Here is a 12,394-nt window from a genome sequence, read left to right on the forward strand (position 1 = left end):
GCTGCCGCTGATTTACAGCGGCGAGACCCTGGTGGCCGCCGGGGATCTGTGGGTCTGCAAGGGCTTCTCGGCGGCCCCGGGCCAGCCGGGCTACCGCCTGAGGTGGTACAACTTTTGATTGAGGCTATCCCGCCTTTCTGGTACTCTGGCGCCCCGTCCTGAAGAGAAATACCCCAACGACAAGCACAGCGTTGGCGTCCGGTATTTGTCTGTCCCTCGATCGTACTGAACAAGGTTTTACATGACGCGATATATTTTCGTTACCGGTGGTGTGGTTTCGTCTTTGGGCAAGGGTATTGCCTCGGCTTCTCTGGCGGCAATTCTTGAGTCTCGGGGCGTGAACGTCACCATCATGAAGCTGGATCCCTACATCAATGTGGATCCGGGCACCATGAGCCCTTTTCAGCACGGCGAGGTGTTTGTCACCGAAGACGGGGCCGAGACGGATCTGGACCTCGGGCATTACGAGCGATTCATTCGCACCAAAATGACCCGTCGCAACAACTTCACCACTGGTCGCGTTTACGAAACCGTGCTGCGCAAAGAGCGCCGCGGTGACTACCTGGGCGGCACCGTTCAGGTGATTCCCCACATTACCGACGAAATCAAGCGTCGGATTATCGAAGGCGGCCGCGATGCCGATGTGGCGCTGGTGGAAATCGGCGGTACCGTGGGTGATATCGAGTCCCAGCCGTTCCTCGAAGCCGTGCGTCAGCTCAAAGTTGAGCTGGGCCCCAAGAATTCCATTCTGATGCACCTGACTCTGGTGCCCTATATTGCCACCGCCGGTGAAACCAAGACCAAACCGACCCAGCACTCGGTGAAAGAGCTGCGCTCAATCGGTTTGCAGCCCAATATTCTGCTGTGTCGCTCCGAGCGGGAAGTCGATGAAGACTCCCGCCGCAAAATTGCCCTGTTCACCAACGTGGATGAGCGCGCGGTGGTCCCGCTGCCGGATGCCGGCACCATTTACGCCATCCCGCGCATGCTGCACGAATTCGGCCTGGACGACATTATCGTCGAGCAGTTCGAGCTCGACTGCGGTCCGGCGGACCTGAGCGAGTGGGACCGCGTGGTGGATGGCAAGCTGCACCCCGAGAACGAAGTCACCATCGCCATGGTCGGCAAGTACATGGAGCTGCTGGATGCCTACAAATCCCTGATCGAGGCGATGATTCACGCTGGCATTCACACTCGTACCAAAGTGAACATGCAATACGTGGACGCCGAACAACTGGAAGAGCAGGGCGACAGCCTGCTGCGCGAAGCGGATGCGATCCTGGTGCCCGGCGGTTTTGGTAACCGCGGGGTCGAAGGCAAGCTGATGGCGGTGCGCTATGCCCGCGAGAACAAGGTGCCGTACCTGGGGATCTGCCTGGGTATGCAATCGGTGGTGATCGAGTTTGCCCGCAACGTGCTGGGCCTGAAAAACGCCAACAGCACCGAATTTGATAAGCATACCCCGGACCCGGTGATCGGCCTGATTACCGAGTGGGTGGATAACAGTGGACGCCGCGAGCAGCGCGACGAAACCTCCGACCTGGGCGGCACCATGCGTCTCGGTGGTCAGGAGAGTCGTCTGGTGGCCGGCTCCAAGACCCGGGATATTTACGGTAAGGATGTGATTGTCGAGCGCCATCGGCATCGCTATGAAGTGAACAACAATTACGTGGACCAGCTGCAGAAAGCCGGCCTGCGCATCGGCGGATGGTCGGCGGACGATACCCTGGTGGAAGCGGTGGAGCTGCCGGATCATCCCTGGTTTGTCGCCTGCCAGTTCCACCCGGAATTCACCTCCACCCCACGCGACGGCCACCCGCTGTTTACCAGCTTTGTCCGCGCCGCGCTGACCAACCAATCCTCCTGATCCGCCTCGCGGGCCCTGCGGGGCTCGCCAACGATAGAGTGAGAATGCTGTGACTGATCGAGATATTGCCATTGCCAAGCTGACGGTGGGCAACCAACGTCCCTTTACCCTGTTCGGTGGCATGAATGTCCTCGAATCCCGGGACATGGCAATGCAGGTGGCCGAAGCCTACGTCAAGGTGACCGAAAAGCTGGGCATTCCCTATGTGTTCAAGGCCTCGTTTGACAAGGCCAACCGCTCCTCCATCCATTCCTTTCGCGGCCCGGGCATGGAAGAAGGCCTGAAGATTTTTCAGGAAATCAAAGACACCTTCGGTGTGCCGGTCATTACCGATGTGCACGAGCAGTATCAGTGTCAGCCGGTGGCGGAGGTCTGTGATGTGATTCAGTTGCCCGCCTTTCTGGCACGCCAAACCGACCTGGTGCAGGCCATGGCAAAGACTGGAGCGGTCATCAACATCAAGAAGCCCCAGTTTCTGAGTCCGGGCCAGCTGAAAAACATCGTGGAAAAATTCCGCGAGTGCGGCAACGACCAGATCATTCTGTGCGAGCGCGGCAGCAATTTCGGTTACGACAATCTGGTGGTGGATATGCTTGGCTTTCGCACCATGCGGGAAGTCAGCGGCGGGGCGCCGATTATTTTTGACGCTACCCACGCGCTGCAGTGTCGTGACCCGCTGGGCGAAGCCTCCGGCGGGCGCCGTCATCAGGTCGCCGAACTGGCCCGTGCCGGTATGGCTGTGGGGCTGGCGGGGCTGTTCCTGGAAGCCCACCCGGACCCGGACAATGCCAAGTGTGATGGGCCCAGCGCGCTGCCGCTGGACAAGCTGGAGCCGTTCCTGGCCCAGATCAAAGCCATTGACGATGTGGTGAAGCAGTTGCCGCCACTGGATATTCAGTAACGAACGCAGTAACGAACCCTTTTTCATTATTTATTGGCAAACGGAGCAATCTACGCATGAGTAAAATTGTCGACATCAAAGCTTTCGAAGTTCTGGACAGTCGCGGTAACCCGACCGTCAGCGCTGAAGTCATTCTGGAAAGCGGTGCCGTAGGCTCCGCCTGCGCCCCCTCTGGCGCCTCTACCGGTTCGCGCGAAGCACTGGAACTGCGCGACGGCGACAAGTCCCGCTACCTGGGCAAGGGCGTACTGAAGGCCGTGGGCCACATCAACGACACCATCAAAGGTCTGTTGGTGGGTAAAGACGCCGCCGATCAGCGCGCGCTGGACAAAATCATGATCGATGCCGACGGCACCGAGAACAAGTCCAAGTTTGGCGCCAACGCCATCCTGGCCGTGTCCCTGGCCGCTGCCAAAGCCGCTGCCATCGACAAGGGCATCCCCCTGTACCAGCACATTGCTGAAGTCAACGGCACCGCCGGTAAGTACTCCATGCCGGTTCCCATGATGAACATCCTGAACGGCGGTGAGCACGCCGACAACAACGTCGACATTCAGGAATTCATGATTCAGCCGGTCTCCGCCAAGACCTTCTCCGAAGCGCTGCGTACCGGTGCGGAAATTTTCCACGCCCTGAAAAAAGTGCTGAACGAAAAAGGCCTGAGCACCGCAGTCGGTGACGAAGGTGGTTTCGCTCCCAACCTGCCGTCCAACGAAGAAGCTCTGCAGGTCATCGGTCAGGCCGTGGCCAATGCCGGCTACAAACTGGGTGAAGATGTGACCCTGGCACTGGACTGCGCCGCATCCGAGTTCTATAAAGAGGGCAAGTACGACCTGTCTGGTGAAGGCAAGGTGTTCAACGCCGAAGAGTTCTCTGACTACCTGGCGGATCTGTCGGCCAAGTACCCGATCATCTCCATCGAAGACGGTCTGGATGAGAGCGATTGGGACGGCTGGGCGTACCTGACCCAGAAGCTGGGGAACAAGATCCAGTTGGTGGGCGACGATCTGTTCGTGACCAACACCAAGATTCTGAAAGAAGGTATCGACAAGAAGATCGGTAACTCCATCCTGATCAAGTTCAACCAGATCGGCTCGCTGTCCGAAACCCTGGACGCGATCAAGATGGCCCAGGACGCCGGTTACACCGCGGTGATCTCCCACCGTTCCGGTGAAACCGAAGACACCACCATTGCCGATCTGGCCGTGGCGACCGCAGCGGGTCAGATCAAGACCGGCTCTCTGTGTCGTTCCGACCGTGTGTCCAAGTACAACCGCCTGCTGCGCATCGAAGCGGAGCTGAATGGCTCGGCGCCGTACAAGGGCCGTGCGGAATTCAAGGCGTAAGAAGGTAAGGTTACGGCGGATGCGCTTCGCTTATCCGCCCTACGGATGGCACCGTGGTTTGCGTAGGGCGGATAAGGCCAAAGGCCGCATCCGCCGTAACCCAAACGATCCGCCGTAACCGCAGCGATGTAGGGTGGATAAGCGCAAAGCGCGTCATCCACCGCTTACCCGAGAGCATCTACCCCACGATCCACTAACCAGGAGTTGGTAACAATGAAAATTCTGTTGGCCATCCTGATAGTGCTATTCACCGCCCTGCAATACCGCTTGTGGATTGCAGAAGGAAGTTGGGCAGACGTGACGCGACTGGACCGCGACATTCGGGCGCAGGAGCTGGCCAACGAGCGGCTCAAAGCGCGCAACCGTCGGCTGGCCGTGGAAGTGGATGAACTCAAGGAAGGGCTGGACAGCATCGAAGAGCGGGCCCGAGAGGATTTGGGCATGATCCGCGACGGCGAGACCTTCTTCATGGTCGTCGATCCCCAAGAATAAACCGACCTCAGACGTCTTCGGAAACGTATATGGGCAATCACCTCCGTTCCGATGCCTCGAACCCTTGCTGGGCCATTGTTCCCGCAGCGGGTATTGGCACCCGCATGCGTTCAGATCTGCCCAAGCAGTATCTGCGGCTGCGAGGCAAAACCCTTCTGGAACATACGCTGGAACGTCTACTGGCCATTCCCGACCTGGCCGGAGTGGTGTTGGCTCTGAGCCCGACTGACCCCTACTGGGAGCAGTTGCCGCTGGCCGGCAATGTCCGGATTGCGGTTGTCGATGGCGGCAGTGAACGCAGCCGCTCTGTGCTCAATGCCCTGAACTACCTGACCCTGCAAGCTGAGGCGGAGGACTGGATTCTGGTGCACGACGCCGCCCGTCCCTGTATCACGCCCAGTGCCATTGCCAGCCTGCGGCGACACACCGCCAATCATCCCGTGGGTGGCATTCTCGGCGTTCCGGTGGGGGATACCCTCAAGCGTGTCGGTCCCCGCAACGTGATTCTCGATACCTGCGACCGGCGAGGACTCTGGCAGGCGCAGACGCCACAGCTGTTCCGCTACCAGTTGCTGCATCAGTGCCTGGCTCGGGCCTTGGGGCAAGGTGAGGTGGTGACCGATGAGGCATCGGCGATGGAGCTGGCAGGCTATCAGCCGCTGATGGTTGAAGGGCGCACCGACAATATCAAAGTGACCCGGCCGGAGGATCTGGCTCTGGCCGAGGCGATTTTACAGCGACAGGAGCAACACTGATGCGAGTGGGACAGGGCTTCGATGTGCACGCCTTCGGGCCGGGCGATAAAGTAGTGATCGGTGGTGTGGCCATTGCGCACGACCGGGGGCTGGTCGCCCACTCGGACGGCGACGTGCTGCTGCATGCCCTATGCGATGCGCTATTGGGCGCTGCCGCCCTGGGAGACATCGGTCGGCATTTTCCGGACACCGATCCGGGCTTCAAAAACGCCGATAGTCGGGCGCTGTTGCGCATGGTTTACGCCAAGGTCCGGGCGCAGGGGTGGCGGTTGGTCAATGCGGATATGACGGTGATTGCCCAGGCTCCGAAAATGGCCCGTCAAGTCCCCGCCATGATTGAGCGGATCGCGGATGATCTAAGCTGCACCACGGGACAGCTCAACATCAAGGCCACCACCACCGAGCGGCTGGGTTTTACCGGCCGGGAAGAGGGCATCGCCGCTCAGGCGGTGGTGCTGCTCGAGCCGCAACAACCCTGAGGACGCTTTCCGTATGCCGGTAAATGACGCGGATTACCGGGCACCAACATGGCTGCCCGGCGGACATCTCCAGACACTGGTGCCCCGCTATATTCGTCGTCTGACACTGACCGGTGAGCCGGTAGACATCGACTTACCCGATGGCGACCGGTTGCACGCCGAGTTGTATCGCAGCCCTGAACCGGATGCTCCGCTGCTGATTCTCTCTCACGGCCTGGAGGGCAGTGCCCGTAGTGGTTATATCCTCGGGACTACCCGGGCGGCGCTGGCCAAGGGCTGGTCGGTACTCGCCTGGAATCTGCGCAGTTGCGGTGACCAGCTCAATCGTACCCCGCGTATCTACCACTCGGGCTGTAGTGATGATCTGGACGCGGTGATCAGCTGGGCCACGGGTGCGGGCTTTCCCCGCCTGCATCTGGGAGGCTTCTCGCTCGGGGGCAACGTCACCCTGAAGTGGCTGGGTGAGCAGGGCGAGGCGGCGCGCGAGCGCGGTGTGGAGGCGGCGGCTACGGCCTCGGTGCCGCTGGACCTGCTCGCGTGCGTGTTGACTCTGGAGCGTCCGGCCAACTGGCTGTACCACAAACACTTTGTCCGTTCGATGAAACGTCGGCTCAAAGCCAAGGCCGCCCAATTTCCCGGGCATTTCGATCTGCAGCGACTGAAGCAGATGAAAACCCTCTGGGCTCTGGACGAGCACTACACGGCGCCCCTCAATGGCTTTCGCGATGCGGCCGACTATTACGCCCGCTGCAGCAGCCGATTTTTTCTGCGGGATATCCGCGTTCCCACCCTGCTGGTTACCGCGCGCAACGACCCCTTCTTCAACGATCGCTGTTTCCCGACCGAGGAAGCCGAGGCCCATGACCATCTGATTTTTGAAGCGCCCCGCACTGGTGGCCACGTCGGATTCTGGCAGGGCCCGGGTGACTGGTGGCTTGAGCGACGATTTTTGCAACACTTTGGCCGGGAGATGCCATGACCCTCGAGTTTGACATCCGAATGCCCACCGCCTGGGGCGGCCCCCGAGTGTCCGCCGGATTTCGGGTGACACCGGAAGATTTTCAGGTGGACGAAATCCTCGGGTTTGAGCCTGAGGGCGAGGGCGAACACTGGCTGGTTCAGGTTCGCAAACGCGGTGACAATACCGCCTGGGTGGCTGGGCAATTGGCGCGCTGTGCCGGTGTCACCAGTCGGGATGTGGGCTTCTGTGGCCTCAAGGATCGCCACGCGGTGGCCACACAGTGGTTCAGTATCTATCAACCCAAAGCCGTGGAGCCAGACTGGACTGCATTGGAACAGACCGGCCCCACCGTGCTCAGCTGCTCCCGTCATTCGCGCAAGCTGCGCCGGGGCCAGCACCAGGCCAACCACTTCGTCATTCGACTGCGGGCGGTGCAGGCCCTGGAAGATGGCGCCCTGGAACGGCTTGAACAGACGCTGGTCCGGGTGGCGGAGCAGGGGGCGCCCAACTACTTTGGTGAGCAGCGCTTTGGCCGAGACGCGGGCAACTTGCATCAGGCGCAGCGCTGGCTGGTGGAGGGTGAGCGTATCAAGAACCGCCAACAGCGGGGCATGGTGATGTCCGCCGCCCGCTCCTGGCTGTTCAATCAGGTACTGGCGGAACGTGTGCGTGAGGGTACCTGGCTTGAGTGCCTTGCGGGCGAACCGCAGGATGAACCTTCCGGCCCGCTCTGGGGCCGTGGTCGACTGATGAGTGACGCCCAGACCGCTCAGTTGGAATCCCGGGTGTTGGCACCCTGGAAAGGCTGGTGCGACGGCCTGGAACATGTTGGCCTGAACCAGGAGCGACGCGCCCTGGCACTAAACCCTCAGGGTCTGGCATGGCACTGGGAGCAGGGCGACATGGTGCTGTCTTTTGCCCTGCCGCCGGGGACCTTTGCCACCGCATTGCTGGCGGAGGTGGCCCAGCTCGATACGACCCAGATGGAAGCAGCTCGGGGCGCCACTGTGCTATAGTGATCGCTTTTCATCAGAACAATATTGACGGCTAGAATTCCGGGGAAATACGCAGTGACGAGTCTTAATTTGGAAGGTGTGGGAATGACCTCCCAGCGCACGCGGGAGCGTCTGGTGCAAAGGCTGGCCGACAAGGGCGTCACCAATCTGCAGGTGCTGGACACTCTGCGCAACACGCCCCGGCACTGGTTTCTGGATGAAGCGTTGTCCCATCGCGCCTACGAGGACACCGCGCTGCCCATCGGCTATGGCCAGACACTCTCCCAGCCCTATATCGTCGCTCGAATGACGGAAATTCTGCTCGGTGCCGCCGGCAAACGACTGCACAAAGTGCTGGAAGTGGGCACTGGTTCAGGCTACCAGACCAGCATTCTGGCGCAGTTGGTGGACGAAGTGTACAGCGTCGAGCGGATCAAGCCTCTGCAGGATAAGGCCCGTGAGCGGCTGCGGGAGTTGGGGTTGCGCAACGTTCACCTCAAGCACGCCGATGGCGGTTTCGGTTGGCCGGAGGCGGGGCCGTTTGACGGTATCCTGAGCACCGCCGCACCGCGCTTTGTTCCCCAGGGGTTGCTGAATCAATTGGCGCCAAACGGCGTGCTGGTTATCCCGGTGGGCGATCAGACCCAATCCCTCAACCTGATCATTCGCGATGGTGACAGCGAGAACTTTGTGACCCAGGTGCTCGAACCGGTCAAGTTCGTTCCGCTGCTCTCCGGCACCAGCCGCTGACGTTTCATGTCTGATTTTGCTGCCCAATGACAAGGACTCCCATGACCCTGCAAGCCCGACTGATTCTATGCCTGAAAGGGATGGCGATGGGGGCGGCTGATGTGGTTCCCGGTGTATCCGGTGGGACCATTGCGTTTATCTCCGGAATCTATGAAGAATTGATCGATTCTCTGCGGCGTTGGACACCCGCAGCGCTGGGCATCTGGCGGCGGCAGGGCACGGCCGCCTTTTGGCGCCACGTCAATGGCGGCTTTCTGCTGACGGTCTTTGGCGGCGTACTGCTCAGCATCTTTTCCCTGGCGAATCTGGTGCACTATCTGCTGGAATTTCATCCCCTGCTGGTCTGGGGGTTCTTTTTCGGACTTGTGGTGGCGTCGGTCGTTTATATCGGGCGACAGCTGCCGCTTCGCTCTCCGGTCATCTGGTTGGGACTGGGCCTTGGCACCCTGGTGGCGCTGGCAATCTCGGTAGGCAAGCCGGTTCAGCTGCCCGCCGAGTGGTGGATGGTGTACCTCGCTGGCTGCATCGCAATATGCGCCATGATCCTTCCCGGCGTTTCCGGCAGTTTCCTGTTGCTGCTGATGGGGATGTACCCGGTGTTTATTCAGGCGGTGGTGGATCTGAATTGGTGGATACTGGCGTGCTTTCTCGCGGGCTGTGTGACCGGCCTGTTACTGTTTTCCCACTTTCTGGGCTGGCTGTTGCGACATTATCATGACCGGACGCTGGCGGTGCTGACCGGCTTTCTGGTGGGCTCGTTGAACATTATCTGGCCCTGGAAGCATACTCTGGAGACCTATACCAATCGTCACGGTGAGCAGGTACCGTTGGTTCAGGAAAACCTGGTGCCGTGGCACTATGAGAATATTGTCGGGTCTGACCCACAGACAGCAATGGTTCTGGTTCTCATGGCGTTGGGGTTGTTGCTGGTGCTCGCCCTGGAATTTTGGGCGAAACGGTCGACTCATTAATAATTCACAGTGGCAACCCGTATTTTAGAGTATTTTCTAATAAGGGCCCGGCGTTAATTGCGAATCCAAATAAACGGGGCCTTCGCATCAGCCCTTAACGTGAGTGTGTTTATGCAGGACTGGTCAACCCACCGCTGGAGGAAATACGGCCCACTGGTTTATATATTGATCAGTTTGGTGGTTCTGGGAGGCTGCGCTACCCAGCGGGCGGATGTGGTGGAGCGGGGCCAGCCGCCGGGTCGGGAGATTCAGAAGCACTGGGTGAGCGCCGGAGAAACGCTCTATTCCATTGCCTGGCGCTACGACGTGGATCACCGCAAGCTGGCGCAACACAACGGTATCGGCCCACCTTTCACCATTTACCCCGGCCAGACACTGCGCCTCGATGTGCATAATATGGCCGCGCCTTCCAGGCCCTCTCCACGGGCGACGCCCCCGAAAGTCGCCAGTAAGCCGACCCCGAAAGCGCCTGCTGACCGTCAAGAAAATAAAACATCTCGCCCAAAGGCGTCTGCCGCCCCGGCCCTGGTTGCGGGCAACCCCGATTGGCGGTGGCCCGTGAAGGGGCGGGTGATTGCCGCCTTCGGCGCCTCTACGGGGCTCAATCAGGGTATTGATATCAGCGGTAAATTGGGAGACTCTGTACAAGCAGCTGCTGCAGGGCAAGTGGTTTATGCGGGCAGCGGGCTGCGTGGGTATGGCAATCTCGTGATCATCAAACACAATGACACGTACCTCAGCGCTTATGCCCACAACCGTCGCCTGAAGGTAGCCGAAGGTGACGCGGTAAAAGCAGGAGAGGTGATTGCCGAAATGGGTTCCAGTGGCACCGACAGTGTGCGTCTGCACTTTGAAATTCGGCGTGATGGGAAACCCGTTGACCCAATTGGGTATCTACCCAAACGTTAACGCTAAACGTTAACAATAGTGTCGCAGTATAACGATAACTTGGGTTAAGGCTGTTGGATGCCATAGGGGCGGCACCAGGAGCCGTATGTAGAGCGAGGGGTGATCTATGGCACTGCAAGAACGGGATACAAAAGCGGATCGTGAGTCAGCCGCGGCGGTTCACGAAATTGATTTTAATGATGATGTTGTGGTTGAAGAGGAACCGACCACCGCAGCACCCACCTCCGCCCGACGAGGGCGCGCCACCGCTGATCGGCACTCCGACGATCACTTCTCCAAAAGTCTCGATGCGACACAACTTTACCTGAACGAAATTGGCTTCTCGCCCTTGCTGACCGCCGAGGAAGAGGTCTATTTTGCCCGCCGCGCACTGCGTGGAGATGAGGCGTCCCGGAAGCGGATGATCGAAAGCAATCTGCGTCTGGTGGTGAAAATTTCACGCCGCTACGTCAATCGGGGTCTGGCCCTGTTGGATCTGATTGAAGAGGGCAACCTGGGGTTGATCCGCGCGGTCGAGAAGTTTGACCCGGAGCGGGGTTTCCGCTTCTCCACCTACGCGACCTGGTGGATCCGTCAGACCATCGAGCGGGCGATCATGAACCAGACCCGCACCATCCGTCTGCCCATTCATGTGGTGAAAGAGCTCAATATCTACCTGCGGGCGGCTCGGGAGCTGACCCAGAAGCTGGACCACGAACCCTCCTCGGATGAAATCGCCACGCTGTTGCACAAGCCGGTGGCCGACGTGGAGCGTATGTTGGGGCTGAATGAGCGGGTCACGTCGGTGGACAGCCCGGTGGGCAATGCCTCCGATCGGACCGTGGTGGACACCATCCCGGACATCAACAACTCCGACCCCGCTTTTCTGATGCAGGATGGCGATCTAAATGACAGTCTGGATCGTTGGCTGGACGACCTGAGTGAAAAGCAGCGTGAAGTCCTGGCCCGGCGTTTCGGGTTGCGTGGCCATGAGGTGTGCACCCTGGAAGAGGTGGGCCATGAAATCGGATTGACCCGAGAAAGGGTGCGCCAGATTCAGGTGGAAGCTCTGAAGCGGTTGCGGGAAATCATCGAAAAGCAGGGGCTCAATAGCGAGGCGCTGTTCAGCGTTTGATGCGGTACCTCTGTCTGAGGTACAAAAAAGCCGGGCTTTGATGGCCCGGCTTTTTTGTGGCTGCAGATTTGTCGGTGCAGACGGTTCAGCGTTCGAGGTACTGCAGTTTCCCTTCCACACCATCCCACTCTTCGGCGTCCGCCGGAGCGTCTTTCTTCTCGGTAATATTGGGCCAGACTTCCGCCAATTCGGCGTTCAGCTCCAGGAACACTTCCTGCCCTTCGGGCAGTTCATCTTCCGAGAAGATGGCATCCACCGGACACTCGGGCTCACACAGAGCGCAGTCAATGCACTCGTCCGGGTGAATCACCAGGAAATTGGGGCCTTCATAAAAGCAGTCAACGGGGCAGACTTCAACGCAGTCTGTGTGTTTGCATTTAATGCAGTTTTCCCCAACAACAAATGTCATAGCGGACTCCAGCTAACACGGTTCGGATTTTGGGCGCTTATTCTAGCAGTATTCTTAGCTTTTGCCAGTCATAAGCGCCTTTAGGGCATAAAGTTGCTCCAGCGCCTCACGGGGGCTGAGATCATCCGGCTGAACCTCGCCCAGCGCTTCCACCACCGGGTGGGGCGCGCTGTCGAACAGGCCGCCCTGAACGGGCGTGTCGGCCGCCGGTGCTGGTTCGGGTTTGGGTGGCTGGGGAGTCGAGCTGCCGCGCTGGGCGTCGCCCTCCAGTTCCGCCAGTTGGGTCTTGGCCTGGGCCAGCACGCCATCGGGTATGCCCGCGAGTTTGGCCACCTGCAGGCCGTAGCTCTTGCTCGCCGGCCCCTCCTGAACCTTGTGCAGAAAGACAATGCTGTCGTGGTGCTCGGTGGCATCCAGGTGGACATTGACGATGCCCGGTAGCTCG

15 protein-coding genes are annotated in these 12,394 nt (G+C 59.7%); 13 read left to right on the top strand and 2 right to left on the bottom strand.

Annotated features, from left to right (window positions below; translation table 11 throughout):
• The first annotated feature begins 10 nt into the window (after positions 1-10).
• The 13 genes from B3187_RS17600 to rpoS all read left to right on the top strand — a co-directional run bounded on the left by B3187_RS17600 (position 11) and on the right by rpoS (position 11,540).
• Positions 11-118, top strand: a complete 108-nt coding sequence (locus B3187_RS17600; RefSeq protein WP_286903893.1) for a TilS substrate C-terminal domain-containing protein — start codon at positions 11-13, stop codon at positions 116-118.
• 123 nt (positions 119-241) lie between these two features.
• Complete coding sequence (locus tag B3187_RS10735; RefSeq protein ID WP_024460512.1) at positions 242-1,867, top strand: CTP synthase; 1,626 nt, start codon at positions 242-244, stop codon at positions 1,865-1,867.
• Positions 1,868-1,916: 49 nt separating this feature from the next.
• Positions 1,917-2,768 carry a 3-deoxy-8-phosphooctulonate synthase gene (kdsA, locus tag B3187_RS10740; protein ID WP_286806374.1) on the top strand — a complete coding sequence of 284 codons (852 nt, stop codon included), beginning with the start codon at positions 1,917-1,919 and terminating at the stop codon, positions 2,766-2,768.
• A 56-nt stretch (positions 2,769-2,824) separates the two neighbouring features.
• On the top strand, positions 2,825-4,114 hold the full coding sequence (eno, locus tag B3187_RS10745) for a phosphopyruvate hydratase (RefSeq protein ID WP_286806376.1): 1,290 nt from the start codon (positions 2,825-2,827) through the stop codon (positions 4,112-4,114).
• Between the two features lie 213 nt (positions 4,115-4,327).
• Complete coding sequence (ftsB, locus tag B3187_RS10750) at positions 4,328-4,606, top strand: cell division protein FtsB (RefSeq protein ID WP_123637632.1); 279 nt, start codon at positions 4,328-4,330, stop codon at positions 4,604-4,606.
• Between the two features lie 29 nt (positions 4,607-4,635).
• Positions 4,636-5,361, top strand: a complete 726-nt coding sequence (ispD, locus tag B3187_RS10755) for a 2-C-methyl-D-erythritol 4-phosphate cytidylyltransferase (protein WP_123637631.1) — start codon at positions 4,636-4,638, stop codon at positions 5,359-5,361.
• Positions 5,361-5,840, top strand: coding sequence for a 2-C-methyl-D-erythritol 2,4-cyclodiphosphate synthase (ispF, locus tag B3187_RS10760; RefSeq protein ID WP_286806380.1), 480 nt, complete (start codon positions 5,361-5,363; stop codon positions 5,838-5,840). Before ispD ends, ispF begins: the two co-directional genes overlap by 1 nt.
• 13 nt (positions 5,841-5,853) lie before the next feature.
• Positions 5,854-6,819, top strand: coding sequence for a YheT family hydrolase (locus B3187_RS10765; protein WP_286806381.1), 966 nt, complete (start codon positions 5,854-5,856; stop codon positions 6,817-6,819).
• Positions 6,816-7,817, top strand: coding sequence for a tRNA pseudouridine(13) synthase TruD (gene truD / locus B3187_RS10770; RefSeq protein ID WP_286806382.1), 1,002 nt, complete (start codon positions 6,816-6,818; stop codon positions 7,815-7,817). Before B3187_RS10765 ends, truD begins: the two co-directional genes overlap by 4 nt.
• An 84-nt stretch (positions 7,818-7,901) precedes the next feature.
• Positions 7,902-8,546: a protein-L-isoaspartate(D-aspartate) O-methyltransferase gene (locus tag B3187_RS10775; protein WP_123637627.1), complete on the top strand. Its 645-nt coding sequence runs from the start codon at positions 7,902-7,904 to the stop codon at positions 8,544-8,546.
• Between the two features lie 41 nt (positions 8,547-8,587).
• On the top strand, positions 8,588-9,517 hold the full coding sequence (locus tag B3187_RS10780) for a DUF368 domain-containing protein (protein ID WP_246004343.1): 930 nt from the start codon (positions 8,588-8,590) through the stop codon (positions 9,515-9,517).
• Between the two features lie 261 nt (positions 9,518-9,778).
• Complete coding sequence (locus B3187_RS10785; protein ID WP_286806385.1) at positions 9,779-10,426, top strand: peptidoglycan DD-metalloendopeptidase family protein; 648 nt, start codon at positions 9,779-9,781, stop codon at positions 10,424-10,426.
• A gap of 106 nt (positions 10,427-10,532) precedes the next feature.
• Positions 10,533-11,540 carry an RNA polymerase sigma factor RpoS gene (gene rpoS / locus B3187_RS10790; RefSeq protein ID WP_286806387.1) on the top strand — a complete coding sequence of 336 codons (1,008 nt, stop codon included), beginning with the start codon at positions 10,533-10,535 and terminating at the stop codon, positions 11,538-11,540.
• Positions 11,541-11,625: 85 nt separating this feature from the next.
• Here rpoS and fdxA read toward each other — a convergent pair whose 3' ends face one another.
• Complete coding sequence (fdxA, locus tag B3187_RS10795; RefSeq protein ID WP_036159885.1) at positions 11,626-11,949, bottom strand: ferredoxin FdxA; 324 nt, start codon at positions 11,947-11,949, stop codon at positions 11,626-11,628.
• A gap of 54 nt (positions 11,950-12,003) precedes the next feature.
• Positions 12,004-12,394 (bottom strand): MutS-related protein (locus tag B3187_RS10800; protein WP_414673694.1); only part of this gene is annotated, 391 nt, incomplete at its 5' end.

Origin of the sequence: Marinimicrobium sp. UBA4209, from assembly GCF_002381585.1 — a bacterium.
Classification (GTDB): Bacteria; Pseudomonadota; Gammaproteobacteria; order Pseudomonadales; family Cellvibrionaceae; genus Marinimicrobium; species Marinimicrobium koreense.